This window comes from Flavobacterium piscis, assembly GCF_001686925.1.
GTDB lineage: Bacteria > Bacteroidota > Bacteroidia > Flavobacteriales > Flavobacteriaceae > Flavobacterium > Flavobacterium piscis.
Genome location: NZ_LVEN01000027.1, coordinates 411855 through 429648 on the forward strand (window position 1 = coordinate 411855; position 17794 = coordinate 429648).

13 protein-coding genes and 2 riboswitches are annotated in these 17794 nt (G+C 36.6%); of the genes, 10 read left to right on the top strand and 3 right to left on the bottom strand.

Features of this window, described 5'->3' with window-relative positions; translation table 11 throughout:
• Positions 1-215: 215 nt before the first annotated feature.
• Positions 216-423, top strand: a riboswitch (cobalamin riboswitch).
• A 116-nt stretch (positions 424-539) separates the two neighbouring features.
• The 7 genes from FLP_RS12280 (at position 540) to FLP_RS12310 (ending at position 9186) form a co-directional block, all read left to right on the top strand.
• The gene (locus tag FLP_RS12280; RefSeq protein WP_065449788.1) at positions 540-2588 is read left to right on the top strand and encodes a TonB-dependent receptor; all 2049 of its coding nucleotides are present in this window, start codon (positions 540-542) and stop codon (positions 2586-2588) included.
• Positions 2585-3730 (top strand): DUF5074 domain-containing protein, encoded by a 1146-nt coding sequence (locus tag FLP_RS12285; RefSeq protein ID WP_065449789.1) that lies wholly within the window; start codon positions 2585-2587, stop codon positions 3728-3730. The genes FLP_RS12280 and FLP_RS12285 overlap by 4 nt, the downstream gene beginning before the upstream one ends.
• A gap of 10 nt (positions 3731-3740) precedes the next feature.
• On the top strand, positions 3741-5030 hold the full coding sequence (locus FLP_RS12290; protein WP_123921669.1) for a cell surface protein: 1290 nt from the start codon (positions 3741-3743) through the stop codon (positions 5028-5030).
• A 41-nt stretch (positions 5031-5071) separates the two neighbouring features.
• A complete protein-coding gene (locus FLP_RS12295; protein ID WP_065449791.1) occupies positions 5072-6304 on the top strand; it encodes a hypothetical protein in 1233 nt (410 codons plus the stop codon).
• 7 nt (positions 6305-6311) lie between these two features.
• Positions 6312-7541, top strand: coding sequence for a hypothetical protein (locus FLP_RS12300; protein ID WP_065449792.1), 1230 nt, complete (start codon positions 6312-6314; stop codon positions 7539-7541).
• 54 nt (positions 7542-7595) lie between these two features.
• Positions 7596-8543 carry a DUF4465 domain-containing protein gene (locus tag FLP_RS12305; RefSeq protein ID WP_065449793.1) on the top strand — a complete coding sequence of 316 codons (948 nt, stop codon included), beginning with the start codon at positions 7596-7598 and terminating at the stop codon, positions 8541-8543.
• Between the two features lie 220 nt (positions 8544-8763).
• Complete coding sequence (locus tag FLP_RS12310; RefSeq protein WP_065449794.1) at positions 8764-9186, top strand: MgtC/SapB family protein; 423 nt, start codon at positions 8764-8766, stop codon at positions 9184-9186.
• 156 nt (positions 9187-9342) lie between these two features.
• On the opposite strand, the gene FLP_RS12315 is transcribed toward FLP_RS12310, so the two are convergent.
• Together FLP_RS12315 and FLP_RS25480 are read right to left on the bottom strand one after the other, a co-directional pair.
• Positions 9343-10413 (bottom strand): BamA/TamA family outer membrane protein, encoded by a 1071-nt coding sequence (locus FLP_RS12315; RefSeq protein WP_065449795.1) that lies wholly within the window; start codon positions 10411-10413, stop codon positions 9343-9345.
• Positions 10414-10898: 485 nt separating this feature from the next.
• Positions 10899-10998: riboswitch (SAM riboswitch) on the top strand.
• Between the two features lie 98 nt (positions 10999-11096).
• Positions 11097-11234, bottom strand: a complete 138-nt coding sequence (locus tag FLP_RS25480; protein ID WP_165606670.1) for a hypothetical protein — start codon at positions 11232-11234, stop codon at positions 11097-11099.
• Between the two features lie 19 nt (positions 11235-11253).
• Between FLP_RS25480 and FLP_RS12320 the strand changes: the two genes are divergently transcribed.
• The 3 genes from FLP_RS12320 to FLP_RS12330 all read left to right on the top strand — a co-directional run bounded on the left by FLP_RS12320 (position 11254) and on the right by FLP_RS12330 (position 14912).
• The gene (locus tag FLP_RS12320; RefSeq protein WP_065449796.1) at positions 11254-12237 is read left to right on the top strand and encodes a TlpA disulfide reductase family protein; all 984 of its coding nucleotides are present in this window, start codon (positions 11254-11256) and stop codon (positions 12235-12237) included.
• 49 nt (positions 12238-12286) lie between these two features.
• Positions 12287-13780 (top strand): aminotransferase class V-fold PLP-dependent enzyme, encoded by a 1494-nt coding sequence (locus FLP_RS12325; protein WP_065450276.1) that lies wholly within the window; start codon positions 12287-12289, stop codon positions 13778-13780.
• A 688-nt stretch (positions 13781-14468) separates the two neighbouring features.
• Positions 14469-14912: a VOC family protein gene (locus tag FLP_RS12330; RefSeq protein ID WP_065449797.1), complete on the top strand. Its 444-nt coding sequence runs from the start codon at positions 14469-14471 to the stop codon at positions 14910-14912.
• Between the two features lie 157 nt (positions 14913-15069).
• On the opposite strand, the gene FLP_RS12335 is transcribed toward FLP_RS12330, so the two are convergent.
• Positions 15070-17751, bottom strand: coding sequence for a T9SS type A sorting domain-containing protein (locus tag FLP_RS12335; protein WP_065449798.1), 2682 nt, complete (start codon positions 17749-17751; stop codon positions 15070-15072).
• Between the last annotated feature and the right edge of the window lie 43 nt (positions 17752-17794).

Consider the following 17794-nt stretch of genomic DNA (forward strand, 5'->3'; position numbering starts at 1 on the left):
CCCAAGGTTTCAACCTTGGGTTAGGTGTTTTTAGAACCAAATTCTCCAAGTCCAAACGGTCGAAATCGTTGCCAATCTTAGATCTGTATTTTAACTCAAATTAATTTGGCAAAAACCTGTTTTTAAGACACTTGTGTTATTAATAGCATTTGTGTTAATTCATTGTTAAAAATGTAATTTTGTTGCATTATACTTCTTTTTATAAAGATAATCATATCTTTACGTCAGATTTTGGTCTGTTTTCTTTAGAAAAATAAAAGAAAATAGTTAAAAGGGAATCAGGTGTAAATCCTGAGCAGACCCGCTACTGTAAGTTCTATACAAGTCTTTAAACGTTACTAATGCCATTGTTCGCTGCTGCGGATGAGAAGGTTGTTTAAAGATGGAACAAGTCAGGAGACCTGCCATAATCACATAGTTTAAGACTTTCGTGGAATAAAGTCGAACAACAAGAATTGACCTGCTATTGCATAGCGGGATTCTCTCTTTTTGCTTTTTGATTACTACATCCGCGAAATTTATTTTAATTAAATCAAGTGATGTATAATACAAAAAAAATACTCTTATTCTTTTTCTTATTTCTTGCTCCTTATTTGCTTCATTCGCAAGTATCTAATGACAGTTTGCGCGTTTTAAAAGAAGTTATTTTGAAAGGTAAACCCTATCAGGAAGTAATTCCCGTACAAAGCCTTTCCGGAAAATTACTCGAGAATTTAGCAAGCCATAATGTTGCCGATGCATTGAGATATTTTGCCGGAATTCAAATTAAGGATTATGGCGGTCTCGGCGGACTTAAAACGGTCGATGTACGTAATATGGGTACGCATCATGTAGGTGTTTTTTACGATGGTATTCAGTTAGGTAACGCGCAAAACGGAGTCACGGATCTGGGCAAATATTCCTTAGATGACATGGAATCCCTAACATTATACAACGGCCAGAAAAGTGAAATTTTTCAATCAGCAAAAGATTTTTCAGCCGCTTCGACTATTTATTTAAGAACAAAACGTCCTGTTTTTGTTGGCGATAAAAAAACAAATTTACTGGTAAGGTTTAAAACTATGTCTATCAATTATTTCGATCCTTCTTTTAGATGGGAACAAAAACTGAGCGATAAAGTCAGTATGAACGTCAGTTCTGAATACATCAAATCAAACGGACAATATAAATTTAGATACAAAAGAAATAATCTCGACGGATCTGTAGCCTACGATACTACTGCCACGAGACATAATAGCGATATAGAAGCCTTGCGATTTGAATCCGGACTTTACGGAAAAATCAATAATGGTTCCTGGGATGCCAAAGTGTATTATTATGATTCAGACAGAGGAGCTCCGGGAGCGATTGTCGAGAATAAATTTTCTGATGGTTTCAGGCAATATGATAAGAATTTTTTCGCACAAGGAACTTTCATTAAAGATTTTACCAAAAGATATAAGTTTCAGGCCAAAGGAAAATACGCATACGATTACACGCATTATGTGGCAAGAGATACAACCAATATATTAGGTGAAACCGTAACCGAAGGCGCACAATCTGATGATAGTTATTACCAGCAGGAATATTATGTGTCAGCAGTCAACATGTACAGTATAGTATCGAACTGGGATGTTTCGCTATCTACAGATTTTCAATACAATAGACTAAATGCAACACGAAAAGGAATAAATACTCAATTTTCTTTTCCGCAACGTTATACAGCATTGTTTTCTTTGGCAAGTTCTTATAGACTTGGTGGTTTTAAAGCATTAGGAAGTGTTGTAGGTACTTATGTTCAGGAAGAAGTGCGTTACAATGCAAAAGCTCCCGATAAAAAAGAATTTACACCGGCCTTATTTTTAGGTTACACACCTTTTAAGGACTATGATTTTAATATAAGAGCATTTGCAAAACGTATTTTCAGAATGCCCACTTTTAATGATTTGTATTATACAATGGTTGGTTCAAGTACTTTAAGACCTGAATACATGAATCAGTACGATATTGGTTTTACTTATAATGTACTTGTAAATAAAGGATTTTTCGATAAAATATCTTTTCAGGTTGATGGATATTATACCAATACCAAAGACAAAATAGTAGCAGCGCCAACAGGAAATTTATTTCGCTGGATGATGACCAATATGGGACAGGTAAAAGGACACGGAATAGAATCTGTCGTGAATATGGGCATGCACATTGGCAAAGTAAACTTAACCACAAATCTTACTTATACCTATTCTGAAAACAGGGATTATACCAAATTTGGCGGTCTGGAATTGTCTTCTTATGGAGATCAAATCCCTTATACGCCATGGCATAGCGGATCCGGAATATTAAATGCTGAGTATGAAACCTGGAACTTCAATTACAGCTTTGTATACGTAGGAAAACGATACAATGGCAATGTTAATAATATAAAAGTGAATGAAGTCCAGCCCTGGTATACACACGATTTGGCAGTACAGAAATCTTTTGCATTTCAGCATTATAAAATGAAAGGCGCAATAGAACTTAACAATGTTTTCGATCAGCAATACGAGGTAATTTACAATTATCCTATGCCGGGTCGTACAATGAAATTTATAATAAGTATCGAGCTATGAAAAAAATCACCACAAAATTAGTCCTCGGTTTATTGATAACCCTTGCTTTTGTTTCCTGTAGGGAAGAGGAAACGATTTTTCCATCTTCGGATAAAAGTGTAGCCGCGCCAAGAAGCGACGGAAAAATAGAGGGATTTTATCTTCTTAATGAAGGTAATATGGGAATGAACAGAGCCAGTATTGATGTATTCAATTACAGGACAGGAAATTATACCACCGATATTTATTCAGAAAGAAACCCAACAGTTGTAAAAGAACTGGGTGATGTTGGAAACGATATTCAAATCTACGGCAACAAGGTTTACGCGGTAATTAATGTTTCGAACAAAGTAGAAGTTATTGATAAATGGACGGCAAAACGCATCAAAAAAATAGACATTCCTAATTGTAGATATGTCGCTTTTTATAAAGACAAAGCTTATGTAAGTTCTTATGCAGGTCCGGTCGCTATTGATCCCAATGCCGAAATAGGTTTTGTAGCAGAAATCGATACGACATCATTAGAAATAAAAAGAAAAGTAAATGTAGGTTATCAGCCCGAACAAATGGTAGTGCACAACGGGAAACTCTACGTTGCCAATTCCGGAGGTTACAGAGTTCCCAACTACGACAGAACCGTATCTGTAATCGATCTTGAAACTTTTACCGAAATAAAAAAGATCGATGTAGGCATCAACCTTTACAGTATGGAAATCGACAGCAGGGGAGATATTTATGTGAGTTCCAGAGGAGATTATTACAACACGCCTTCGAATCTTTTTGTGATTGATACTAAAACAGATGAGAAAAAAATGCAGCTCGATATGCCGGTTTTAGGAATGTGTCTCGTTGACGATTTACTCTATTATTACAGTGTATCATGGAGTTACCTCACCAATAGCAATAAAGTGACCTACGGAATATTAGATACAAAAACAAAAAAAGTAATAAGCGATAAGATTATTACAGACGGTACCGAGAAACAAATCATGATTCCGTACGGACTTCAGGTAAATCCCGAAACCAAGGAAATTTATATTACCGATGCACAAAATTACGTGGTAACAGGTTACATCTACTGCTTTACGCCCGAAGGTAAATTAAAATGGAAAACTACAGCAGGGAATATTCCTGCACATATTGCTTTTATAACTAAAAATTAAAATGAAAAAAATGTATCACAACTTTTTAAAACATTTTCGATTCGCAGTGCTTGTATTCATAGCACTAACACTTACCAATTGTTCTGATAATGGATCGAATGACGAGGATAATGGAGGAGAAACTATTATTGAAAATGAATATAGTGTACAACGCTCTAAAATAGTAGCAGTTACAGCACAAAACGGACTAAGTACAGAGGCTAAATTTACATGGAGCGTGACAAAAGGACCATCTGATAATTATGCATTTTCTGATGTTACAGCCAAAGAAACCTTATTTGCAGCGACAGACGTTGGCGTTTATGAAGTTACATTACTAATCAACGATCAGGGAATGATGCAAACGCAAAAAGTAAAAGTAAATGTAACCAAAGAAACAAAGGAATATAAAACTTTTATCGACAAAGTATTTGAGTTTAAACCGGCACCGGGACAGTTTATAAATGATTTACCGGCAGCCAATGACGGAGAAACGGCCGAAAGAATTTTGGCCAGAGCCAATACATATCTTGCCAAGAAAAACGGAGATCTTATTTCGCTTGGAGCCTTTGGCGGTTACGTCGTTTTTGGATTTGATCATACCGTTGTAAACATAAAAGGGAAACGCGATTTTAGGGTTTTAGGCAATGCGTTTTGGGCAGATGCCAATCCTAATCCTGATACTTCTATGCGAGGCGGGAGCAGTGAAGCGGGAGTGATAATGGTTTCATACGATAAAAATAAAAACGGACTTCCGGATGACGAATGGTACGAAATAGAAGGGGCAGGTCATAAAATGGAAAAAACAATCCATAATTATGAAATTACTTATTACAGACCAGATCCTAATAAAGTTCCTGTGCCGGGAGGTGGAACCGGAACCGTACTTTTTACGGATATGGAATACATCTACTGGAAAGACAATCAGGGTAACGATGGTTATCTGGCACAAAACAATGCCTACAATCACTCATTAGATTACTGGCCAAAATGGCTCAAAGATCAGCCAAGCCTCACTTTTAAAGGAACCAGATTACCGGACAATGCAGTTGATGAAAGCGGAACCGGAAGCTATTTTGTTCAGTATGCATTTCTTTACGGATATGCAGATAACGCACCCAATAACGACGATGATTCGGCTATAGATATTGATTGGGCAATTGATAAAAACGGAAACAAAATTCGCCTTCCGGGAGTAGATTTTGTAAAAGTGTACAATGGTCTTAGTCAACAGGCGGGATGGTTAGGCGAAACTTCTACCGAAATAATGGGAGCAACAGATTTACACCTTTTAGGAGAAAATATTCCTACCCGAAAATAGATCAATCAGAATGTTAAATTAAAATTATAATACCAAAAACCATGAAAAAAAACCTTACCCATTTATTATTAATTGCCTTTGCAGCCGTTTTCACAAGCTGTAGCAGCAACAATGATGATGATAAAGCTGAAGAAAAGATCGCAGTTACACTTCAGGAAAAATACGAAACATCGACATTTAGCGTCCTGAATATTCCGGCTTCTGCCGAAGTTGCAAGCCCTGTTTACGAATGGATTTTGACTAAAAATCCGGTGAACCAAACTACTGATTCTATTGTTGGAAACACAAAAGACTTACGTTTTGTACCCATTTATGCAGGAGCTTATGAACTTACATTGAATGTTACTTCGGGAGATAAAAAAGGGAGTAAAAAAACAATAGTAAATGTAACGAACGAAACCAAAAATTATAACCCATACATCACCAGCATTTTTGATTTTGATCCGGCACCGGGAATGTTTGCCAATGATGTATACAAGGACGGCTTTAAGAAAGAAGATGTAGTGCGAACGGCTTTGGGAAGAATTAATGAAACCAATGTAGGCTACCAACTGGATTTGGGAGGTTTTGGAGGTTCTATTATTGTAGGTTTCGATCATACTGTGGTGAATGTTTCGGGACAAAACGATTTTAAAATTTATGGAGGAGATTTAACAGATAAAGCCAATCCGCCGGCACCGGGAATAATATATGTTGCATATGATAAAAACGGCAACGGAAAACCAGACGAAGACGAATGGTACGAAATTATAGGAAGCCAGCATACAAAAGCAAACACCATAAAGAATTTTAAAATCACCTACCATAAAAAAGCAGTGGGAGTACCAGTTGTAGTAAGCGGACCAAAAGATATGTTTTCGGATCGTGAACATATCTTTTGCGAAAATAATTCACCTGAGACCTATTACATGCCAAAATCGAAAAGCAAAAAGGAATATTATCCTTTATGGGCTACCCAAACTTCTGTTACCTATGAAGGAACAAAACTAAATGTAGATTTTGTTACGGCACGTCCTGGACAGACTACGTTATGGAATTTTACACCTCCGGAATGGGGATATGCAAATGCAGTAAACCCTGATATCGATATCGACTGGGCAGTAGATAAAAACGGTAATAAAGCCAATCTTCCGGGAATTAATTTTATAAAAGTTGTCAACTGTGTTAGCGAACCTATGGGACTTTGCCATCAGCAATCTTCAATGGCGACCAAGTTTGCAGGCGCAGGAGATCTTCATTTATTAAAAAAATACAACTTAAAAAAAGTAAAATAATAAGGATATGAAAAAGTATTTAAAATATAGTTTGTTTCTATTGGCTATTGGCGCTTTTTATTGCTGCAGCAATGACGATTCAAAACAAGAAGGTACTGAAACGCAACCCGTTAAAGTAGCTTCAATTTCAGTAAAACTAGCGTCAGATTTTACAGTTAGCAGATACAATGCAGTAACCGTAGATCCTGAAGTAGTGATCGAAAATGCTGAGGCTGCACTTGCAAAATACAAATGGACAACAAAAGTAAGCGGAGCTGACGGAGTTGTAAAAGATTCTGTTATTGGAGACACTAAAACTTTACAGTTTATAGTGCCAAAAGCAGCTACGTATGCTGTAGATCTTACAGTAACATTGGGTAAAGTTGTCAAACAAGCGGCTACAAAAATTACAGTTTCAGAAACAGGTAAAACGTACACTTCAAAAGCATTAACGCTTATCGATTACATACCTGCCCCGGCCTATAATTTTGACAGTTTTGCCTTTGCAACCAAAACAGAAGCTCTTGAAAGAGTTCAGTCAGACCTTATCGAAGGAAATGCTGTGCCGCTGGGAACTTTTGGAGGATCTATCGTTACAGCATTTGATCATACCGTAATAAACGCCTATGGTAAACGCGATTTTACAATTCTGATGAATGAGACAAGTAATAGCGTCAAATTTTCTCCTGTAAGTGTATATGTTGCTTATGATGCCAATAAAAATGGTATTGCAGACGAAAACGAATGGTACGAAATCGCCGGTAGTGAATACAATAAATCGACTACTGTTAAAAATTATGAAATTACATACACTAAGCCAGATGCGGCTAAAGCAGCTGTAACAGGCACAAAAGACTGGCAGTTTGATAAAGAGTATATCAAATGGAAAGACAATAAAAATGCTTCCGGTTTTATTACAAGAACAAAAAAATGGAGACGCTATAATTATTATCCACAATGGATGGGAGAATCCTACACATTAAAAGGAACAAAAATATATCTGCCGGTAAAAGATGTAAGCGATGGAGAAGGTACAAATTTTAATATAGGAACTTTTGAGTGGGGTTACGCAGGTATTAAAGATCCGTCGATAGATATTAGCTGGGCTGTAGATAATAACGGAAAGAAAGTTCATTTACCGGGAATCGATTTTGTTAAGGTATACGTTTCGTCATTTGCAGAAGCAGGTGCTTCAGATTTGGTAACCAACTTTTTTACACAAGCCGAAGATTTGAACTTTCCAAAAGCAACTAAATAAGCATCCTTTTTAAGAGTAATTAAAAATGAATATTAACCCTAAATTTTATAAATTATGAAAAAAGTACTTTATTTTTTATCAGTTGGTCTTTTGTTAGGACTTTCATCCTGTAACAATGATGATGCTCCTTTAACCAATGAAAACGCCAGTGCAGTTGCAAAAAGCCAGAGTGGTATAACAAAAAGAACAGTAGCAGACCCTGCAATTGGAACTACATCGACACTTAATTTAACCAGCGCATTATTAACCAGCGGTATTACAACAACCGGTGGTAAATACTGGGAAAACACGTATGTTCCGAACACGAATTTAAATGTTGACATTTTTACATTTTCGCATACTGCAACATCTTCAGGTTATAATTATTGGGATGGTTTTATCGTTTCAAATGTAAATGATATCACAGATTACGGTTCTGGTTCAGGTCCTGGCGGATCTGATGGATGGGTGCCTCATCAATGGGGAACTATGGCAGGAAGCGGTTTCGGTACTTCTTCTACAATTGCAGCCGGAACTCCCGGAACAACTGGCGATCCGTACATTGTTGCGTACTGGTCGAGTTATTTAGATCCTAAAAATCCACAAGGAACTACTTTTAGCGAAAGCGGTTTTTCAAACTGGGTTAAAATTGGAAACACAGGATTGTATAAAGTCGAAGGATTAAAAATAAACATGCACCCATGGCCGTATTACGGTTGTTTGTATGGAGACGGATTTGCAAGAGCATTTACCTCCGGTGATTCTTTCAAATTATTAATTTATGGAGTAAACGAAGACGGAACAATTACAAATCCTATTGTTCATACATTAGCAAATCATACAGGATCTTCATTAGTAATGCCTACTGGATGGATAAACGTAAATGCAAGTAATCTTCAGAGTTTAGGAGAAGTAAAATATCTTGTTTTCCAGATGACATCAACAGATTCGGATTTAGTGTACGGAATGAATACTGCAGCTTATTTTTGTTTAGACAAACTTTCTGTAAAAAGGATAGAGTAATGTTCTAATTTTAGAAAAAATAAGAAGTAAAAGCTGCAGGAAATCCCTGCAGCTTTTTTTTAGAGGCCAAATAAAAAGCATGATCCAAACAAGTTTCTAAATCCTGTTAGCTATTTATATTAATCTGTAGAATTTAATAATCTTGAAAATTGTTATATTTAATGTTTAAAATTAAGATAAAGAAACAGAGCAGATTTTCTAAACCCATAAAAGAATAATTTTGAGCACAACAGAATTTTTTACCCGACTTGTCATTGCTTTATTCGCAGGATTAATTATAGGTTTCGAGAGACAATGGCATCATAAAGAAACAGGTTTAAAAACCAATATGCTTGTGGCAACAGGAGCTGCTGCTTTTGTATTATTGTCTATAAAAGTCGCTGCAAGCCAACCCAATATCGATGTTACCCGTATTACCGCTCAGGTAGTTATGGGAGTTGGTTTTCTGGGAGCGGGCGTTATTTTCAGAGAAGGTCCTAATGTACACGGATTAAACTCAGCTGCCACAATATGGTGTAGTGCCGCTATAGGCTGTATCGCAGCTTCGGGATATTTTGCCGAAACCTTAATTTGTACCTTTTTGGTAACCATCGTTAATACTGTTCTCGAACCTATAGAAAACTGGATGAGGAATAGGAAGTAGAGAGGAAGAGAAAGAGTAAAGAGTAAAGAGTAAAGAGAATAGAATAAAGAATAAAGAATAAAGAGTCAAGAACAAAGACGGCGATTTTAAAAAAAAAAATCTGCAAAATCTGCGTGAAAAAAATATTTTAAATCAAAGCAAAATCGATAAAACCCTCTAAAAAGCTTCTCCAATTCTAAAATAAAGTCCCCAGTCGTCTTTACCAACAGCGGCATCCAATCCTATGTTGAATTTTTCGGTTTTAAAAGCCCTGTAACGATAACCTACGCCGGCTCCGGGATATAATTTCCAGTTGAAACTTTCTGTATCTGAGCCATAAATAGTGGCAATCCCGGCAAATCCCACAAGCCCCATTCTTTTATTAAAATTATAGCGATACTCAGCCTGTACATCCATTAGTCCATCGCCGCGATATTTCCCTTCAGAATATCCTCTTATGTCTTCACTGCCAATAGTTTGCTGTTGTTCGAAGGCAATATTTCCTAATCCAAACTTACCGGCAAACCTTGCTGCCAGAACATCGGTTCCGTCCCGCATAGGAAAATATTGATTGTACTCCGAAAGAATTTTATTAGCACCAACATCGTTCCCAAACCATTCTGGATAATCAAGCCATCGTATTTTTATTTTTTTACCCTTGGTAGGATAATAAATTGCATCTCTTGTATCGTATAACATAATAAGCTGTAAACCATTAGTATGTGTTACAGACGAAGGCTCAACATCATCTTCATATTTCGTGTCATAATGTGCATAAGCGTATCCAACACCGGCATAAAAAGATTTGAATAATTTACGCTGAATCGTAAAACTTGCCATTGTTGTCTTAGTCCCGTAATTGTAAAAATCAGGCACATCGATATCATCAACATAAAACTGTGCATTTTGATTGCCCGTTGCAGCGAAAAATTGCAAACGCCAGGAATCTTCTTTAAAAAAGAATTTGTTAAACGTGGCTATAAAATAGGATTTGTTGGTCGTGTAAACCGCAGATATACCTGATAAAGATTTAGGCGAAATAGTATCGGTTTTATTTAATTTGTACATCATCATCGGGATAGCGCCAAACATAAAATCCATCGTCCTGTTGTAATTAAGATACGGCATTACATTAAAATTAATATTTTTTTCTGGTTTCTTAGAGGCTGTACTATCAGTAGATTTTGTCTGACTCCAAATACCAGAAGACCATAAGAAGATGATTAGGAAAGGTAAGATTTTCTGCATTTTAAATTTACTTTTAAGTTAGTCTTATAAAAAGTGTTTGTATTCTAAAGCGCATGAAGTGAAGTGATTATAAAAAACAGAACAACCATTTTTTACCCTTCATAAAAACTTAAAGATAAATATTTTTTTTTAAAGTTGTAAGAAAAGGTGCGGTCTATGTTCTAAAAAAAGGCCGTATTTTTAATTTTACTATTTTTCGAAAGAATCAATTTTTGTACTTTATTTTTTGTTTTGAAAAGCATTTCTTAATAATGTATGATGAAAATTTCATCCCAAAATGCTGGATATTTCAAATAAAATCAAAGTATTTTTAAACGCATAACAAATTGATAATTTTATTGTTATGCCTTATTTTACTGAGTTTTTTTGTCTTTTAAAATTGCTTTCATTGTGTATTAATTTAAAATATTTAAAAAAAATAAATTTAAACTCTACTAATTACATAGAATTTATATTATATTTGTGGAGTAGAAAAAATCTACATGAACTTATCCAGAAAGACTGAGGGAGTAGGCCCAATGATGTCTTAGCAACCTGTTGCCCAATAAGGTGCTAAATCCTTCCGCCAACGCGGACAGATAAGATAGATTTCATTAGTAAATCTGCATAAGATCATTAATATTAAAATCATTTATTTTTTAGAATGAAAACTGAACAAATATTACCTGCCTGTCCGGAACAATTTACTTTATTTTCAAAAATAGAAAACCATTTTCAGGTTTTCCGAATGCACTACACGTAACTTTTTTATCCCCTTTTTCTTTTTTATCCAATGCAATAGCAAACCATTTTAATTCTGGTCCGGGAATTTCTATGTCCAATTTTTAAAAAACAAACCCAATGAAAAAAATAGTAGCATTTTTGGCTTTATGCCTTTGCGCAACAACGACTCAGGCACAAGAAGCAAACGTGCAGTTAAAAGGTACAGTAGCAGATACTGTGGCTCAATATGTTTACCTGCAAAAGTTTCACAACAAGATGTTTACCACCATAGATTCGGTAAAAGTTACAGACGGAAAATTCAGTTTTAAAACGAAAGTAAAACTTCCTGAATTGTACGGATTAAGCGTAAATACAGCCGATAGTCCATTGTATATATTCCTTGAAAAATCTCCCATTACGGTAAAATTAAGTCCGGTTAAATATTACAGCACATCGGTTGTAGAAGGTTCTGCGTCTCAGGATTTATTTAATAATTACAGAAAAACGGAGAATGTTGATATAAGTAAATTTATCACAAAACATCCTGGTTCTCTGGTTTCTGCATATGTGTTGTACCGAAATTGGTCTTATAGACTGAGTCCGGAAGAAATCACAAAAAACATTTCGCTTCTGGATAAAAGTCAGCAAAATTCCACTTACGTGAAAGAGCTTCAGGAACTTGTAAAAGTGCTTAACGGATTACAGGTCGGAAAAAAAGCACCCGATTTTGTGTCTCAGGATCCCGATGGAAAGTCCATTCGTTTTTCAGAAAACCTTAAAGGATATACATTGGTAGATTTCTGGGCTTCATGGTGCGGACCTTGCCGAAGAGAAAATCCAAATATTGTAGCAGCTTACAAAGAATATCACGATAAAGGTTTTAATATCATCGGGATTTCATTAGACAAAAAGAAAGAAAACTGGGTAAAAGGAATTCAGGATGATCACCTTGACTGGCTGCATTTATCTGATTTATTATTCTGGAATAGTGCTATCGCTAAATTGTACGGCGTAAGAGCCATTCCTGCCAATTATTTAGTCGATTCAAAAGGGATTATTGTCGCCAGAAACCTTCACGGAGACGAACTGCAAACTACGCTTAAATCGCTTTTGAATAAATAGTTAGGAATGCAATAAGCAGTAAAGAAGTTAATTTAAAAATGAAATGGAAATGAATGTTATTGAGAAAACGAAACCAAGTCAGTTAGAACGCTATTTTTCTAAGTTTAGAGCAAACACAATAGGAGTAAACCACACTTTCGATTCGGCCTACGGTACACAAGAATTACTGTACGCAGATTGGGTCGCGAGCGGAAGATTATACCTGCCCATCGAAGATATTATAGTGAACAAAATAGGTCCTATGATTGCCAATACACACTCTTTTTCGAGTGAAACAGGTAAAACATCGACTTATGCTTATAATCATGCCAGAGAATTGATCAAAAAACATGTTAATGCCGGCGCATCTGATATATTGGTTACAACCGGAACCGGAATGACAGCCGCGTTATCAAAATTACAGCGTTTTATAGGATTGCGTAATGCTCATAACAGAGTAAATACTGAATTGGATCAAGCTGATAAACCTGTCGTTTTTATTACCCATATGGAGCATCATTCTAATCAGGTTTCGTGGTATGAAACAAATGCCGATGTTGTGGTTGTACCTCCAGACGAGAATAACTTGACCGATCCTAAAATACTGGCTGAACTACTTAAAAAATATACCGACAGAACACTGAAAATTGGTTCGTTTACAGCTGCCTCAAATGTTACAGGAATCATTACACCTTATCATGAACTGGCCAAAGTGATGCATGAGAACAACGGATTCTGCTTTGTCGATTTTGCCGCTGCGGCACCTTATGTACAAATCGATATGCATCCAAAAGATCCTCTGGAACAATTGGATGCCGTCTTCTTTTCACCTCATAAATTTTTAGGCGGACCCGGAACCTGCGGTGTCTTGGTTTTTAATGAACAACTGTATAAAAGCGATGTTCCTGATAATCCCGGAGGAGGAAATGTAAAAATCACCAACCCTTGGGGAATTTATCATTACAGCGATTCGATAGAAGTAAAAGAAGATGGAGGAACCCCAGGATTTCTGCAGGTGATGAGGGCGGCTTTGGCATTGAAACTGAAAGATCAAATGGCGGTTGAAAACATTAAAAACAGAGAAAAAGAATTGCTTAACTTGTGTTATACCGAGTTTCAAAAGATTCCCGGTTTGTCTATTCTGGGAGATCTAAAAACAGAAAGAATAGGCTGTGTATCCTTTTTAATAGAAGACATTCACTATAATTTAATCGTACGACTTTTAAATGATCGTTTTGGTGTTCAGGTTCGTGGTGGCTGGTCCTGCGCCAGTACATATGCCCATTATTTATTCAATATCAATGAGGCACAATCCAACAAGATAACTGAAGATCTTCTTCAGAAAAACCAAACCAATAAACCGGGATGGGTACGTTTGTCTTTGCATCCCATCATGACCAATGAGGAAGTTCTATTTATTTGTGATGCCATACAGCAAGTAGTTTTACACCATAAAGATTGGCAAAAAGACTATCAGTACAATACGGCGACTAATGAATATGAAAGTATTATAAAAGAAGAAACGATAGAAAACGAGGTAAAAGAATGGTTTTGGCTGGAGTAAATTTTCTTAATAAAAGTAAAACTTTTTTTTAGGAGCTAATCCCGCTCCCGACGCCTAAAAGTGCGAACTGGCGAAGCAATTCGTTAAAATGAAGTTCAATGAGATCCAAAATAAAATAAAAATGAAGTGAAGTAATCGTTTGGGGCTCCCGATAGCTATCGGGCAATTTCATTAAGTTAGTTAAGGAAAATTCAATGGAACAATTTTGTTAAGGATAATATCTTATCGATTTGTTTTTGTTCCATCGGAACATTTCGTAGGTAGCCCAATAAATACGGCATTTTTTCACGTTCCGTAGGAACGTTTGATTCTATAAATAATAATTGGTAAAAACATATACAAATTACAGATACAATTTCTCAAACGTCCCAATGGGACGATGTTTCTCACGATGTGTTTTTTTTCTACCGATGAGGTGTTCCGATGGAACACAATTGATAATCTTTGTCGATCTGCTGATGTGATATACTTCGTATGTTAGCTATCGCTCGGATCTCCCTTCGTTCGAGATGACAAACGTTGCGATAGCTCCAGCGGAGCGTAATATTTATAGCCAATCAGAATGTAGTTTTCAATAGCTCCAGCGGAGCGACATATTATCGAATATATCTTAAATATGTTGGGATAAAATTTCTAAGTAAATAACAAACAATTTTTAAAAAACATATTTACATCAAAAAAAATAACAATGAATAATATAATAGGATTTCATCATTTTGCGATCAAGGCACAGGATTTTGAAAGAACCGTACAATTTTACCAAACACTCAATTTTGAAGTGGTACACGATTGGAGTTTGCCGGAATTTAATTTAGAAAAGTGTGTAATGCTAAAGAACAAAACATTTGATTCTTATATAGAAATATGCGACTATAATGCCAGTTTTCCTACGCAGGGCCGTAAAAGAAAACAAGGAGATCCGTATGTCGAAAATTCGCTACTGCACATTTGTTTTACAGTTTTAGATGCCAAAAAAGCATATGATGAAGCAATCAAAAATGGCGCAAAACCATTATCAGCAAAAGAAACTCTGGACCTAAAAAATCGCAGAAAAACGGTAACTGTTAGCAATAGTCTGGTTTATAGCCCAAATGGAGAGGTAATTGAATTTCTGGAATCTGTGGTATTTTAAAACACGAATTGCACGAACTAAGCTTAGGCATAATTATAAAAAGTAAACACGAATTGCACGAATTGACACTAATTTTAAATGTTTAAACTTAGTTTTGAAATTATTCCACAAACAATTAGTGCTAATTCGTGCAATTCGTGTTTAAATTAAATAAAACTTATTTTTTGATAAATTTAAAGTTTTGAACTTTGTTTCCCGCGGTTGAAACTTTTATCATATAAATACCTCTGGCAAGATGATGTACTGGTATTTCAGAACTGATCATATCTTCAGCTACGGTAGTAGTTTCCCAAATTTCTTTGCCCACTAAGTCGTACATAGAAATGGCAACGGGTCCATTAATCGCATGATCAAATTTTATCTGGAATGTATTCGTTGCCGGATTAGGAAAAACATAGTTCGTCGCAGCATTTCCCCAGTTGTAATTAGGCGTACTTAAAACTGGTCCCTGATAGATTGCATACAATGCAGCATCGGCCTGCGGAAGCTGAACGCTCAGTGTGCCTTGCGTTGAACTTATCGTACCGGAGTACAATTCTTTTACAGTATAATTTCCTGAACCTAAACCTAAACGACTTAAACTAACATTGTTGGTAGTAGGAGTATTACTGTAGTTAAAAACAGCTACATAAGTTACATCATTATGATTAGCAGAGAAAATATTGGTAGCATTGTAACCTGTATTGCCATCGGCAGGAATAAAGTGCATATCAGCACGGGCAACATTCATGACATCATTATTTTGTAAAAGCAGCTGCGATCTCGCTTTCCACGGACCAGTAGCAGAAAAATCATCACCGCTTGTAATAGTGCCTGTTACCACACTGCTTAATAGTCGGGCACGATTCTCTCCAATAGTTGCATTTCCAAATACCACATGATCAGCATCTAAATAATCGTAGATTTTGTTTTGCCACCAGCCATAAGTAGTACTGTTAAGCGTATAATCAGTATCGCTTATACTAGTGTAAGCATCGCAGGCAATACGGCGAACATGCACAAACGGACCCGTTGCCAAATTTGGCGATATGGCAGCCTGAACAAGCATTTTTCCGTCAATTTCATCGACCAAAAATTTCATTCCTTCCTGATACGCTTCCATACCGGTATGAAGCTGATTATTGGCGAAACCATCTGCTTCGATGCTGGCATGAGTCAAAAAGTCGATTTTTATCATTTCAAATCCGGCTGCTTTAAAGCGGTTCATAAAATAATGTATTCTCGCTTTGGTTCCCGGACTTGTAGGATCCATGGCATAAGCGCCGTCTAATTCCAGAGGACTCCCGTTGACCATTGTCCAACACTGATTATAAGTGTATGAACTTCCCTCAACAGGACGATTGTACTTGCCCCAGTCTACAAACGGTGCCCAATAAATGCCCGCTTTATAACCTTTGCTTTTTGCATAAGTAACAAACTGTGCCAATTCAGCATCCGACATGTTATCCCAATACGAATCAAGATCAATAAATAATGTATTGTCTTCGGTTTTGAAAGCCGGGCAATCATCGTGAAAAAAGTCTACAACAGCTTTTGCTTTAGTGAGATTAATATTCGACTGTATAGCGCCCCAACTGTTCCATCCAATAGGTTTTGGTGCTGTCCAGTCAAAAATATATTTAGGTTGCAGGGCAGCATTCGCTTGTGCAAATTCCTCAAGACCGGTGCGCCAGTCATCAGTAGCATTTAACAATACTTTTGGCGAAGCACAACTTGTTTGTCCCACATTTACCCAGCCATGGCCCCGTTTGTCTCTTGTGATGTCATCTTTTGTCCATCCTGCAATAACTGAAACATAGGCCGATGATGCCCCGCCACCGCTTACGGCAATACCCGTTTTCCATTTAGTATGTTCAAGAGAGCCAATAACCAAACCTTTACGATTCGTATTATTATAAATATTGGTCACCTCCGAAGCAGTAAAATCGGCTGAATTAAGCGGATAGGCATTGTAACGAATCCACGCATCATTGTCGTAAGGAACAAATAAAGCTCGGGTATCGCCGCTGCCAAAATTTGGTGTAACCTGATAACTGGTTAATGGTGACATTTTATAAGAGTTAGAACCGTTTCCGGTCAGTACGACTTGTACGGCAACATAATTTTTATTGTTGTAAGCATAAAAAACCTGCTGCATTCCCAAAGTATAATTACCGCTTAAAGTAAAAATATGCTTGGTTCCACTGCCAATATTATCCGTAAATGCTTCTGAGGTATACGTTGCTGTAGCATAGTTGCCACTTAAATACTGCTGATCGCTAAAAGCATAAGCGGATGCGTTGGTAATTACTGTAGCCCCATTAAATTTCACATTGTAGGTTTTGGTGCCTAGGTTATAAACGATAGTATTGTTTGTTCCAAAGGAAATTGTTTGTGTGGAAGAAGAACCAATTGGAGTTAAAACAAACTTGTCTAAATTAGGGGCCCATGAACTGGTGTTGTCCCAAAGAAGTGAAGTGCTACCGCTATTGAGGTATACACTTAGGTTTTTTGAAGCTGCTGTACTCCATCCGCCACTTGGTTCGCACGGAATCGAAATAGTGGTGGCAGAACCCGCAGTCAGCCTAATCGTGCGCGGATCGCCTGTGCAGTAAAACAATTGCAGATTGTACCAGCCTGCTGTAGCAACGGTAACATTGACAGATACGCTGCTATTCCCACCTAAATTACCGACTATTTTTCCTGAGCAGGAATCACAATTTTGTATGTCGGCACTATTAGTGCGTATACCATTTTCGAATTCATACGTTTGAGCTGAGCTTGCAATTGTGGTAAAAAAAAGCAGCATTGTCATCAGCTTTCTGAATGATAATTTTGGTTTTGTAATTTTTTCTTGCATAATAATATATTAAAATTAGTTAAAATGCAGTACTATACTATAC

Coding starts and splice junctions, on each gene's coding strand:
- FLP_RS12280 (WP_065449788.1), top strand. CDS start 540: ATGTATAATACAAAAAAAATACTCTTATTCTTTTTCTTATTTCTTGCT.
- FLP_RS12285 (WP_065449789.1), top strand. CDS start 2,585: ATGAAAAAAATCACCACAAAATTAGTCCTCGGTTTATTGATAACCCTT.
- FLP_RS12290 (WP_123921669.1), top strand. CDS start 3,741: ATGTATCACAACTTTTTAAAACATTTTCGATTCGCAGTGCTTGTATTC.
- FLP_RS12295 (WP_065449791.1), top strand. CDS start 5,072: ATGAAAAAAAACCTTACCCATTTATTATTAATTGCCTTTGCAGCCGTT.
- FLP_RS12300 (WP_065449792.1), top strand. CDS start 6,312: ATGAAAAAGTATTTAAAATATAGTTTGTTTCTATTGGCTATTGGCGCT.
- FLP_RS12305 (WP_065449793.1), top strand. CDS start 7,596: ATGAAAAAAGTACTTTATTTTTTATCAGTTGGTCTTTTGTTAGGACTT.
- FLP_RS12315 (WP_065449795.1), bottom strand. CDS start 10,413: ATGCAGAAAATCTTACCTTTCCTAATCATCTTCTTATGGTCTTCTGGT.
- FLP_RS12320 (WP_065449796.1), top strand. CDS start 11,254: ATGAAAAAAATAGTAGCATTTTTGGCTTTATGCCTTTGCGCAACAACG.
- FLP_RS12325 (WP_065450276.1), top strand. CDS start 12,287: ATGAATGTTATTGAGAAAACGAAACCAAGTCAGTTAGAACGCTATTTT.
- FLP_RS12330 (WP_065449797.1), top strand. CDS start 14,469: ATGAATAATATAATAGGATTTCATCATTTTGCGATCAAGGCACAGGAT.
- FLP_RS12335 (WP_065449798.1), bottom strand. CDS start 17,751: ATGCAAGAAAAAATTACAAAACCAAAATTATCATTCAGAAAGCTGATG.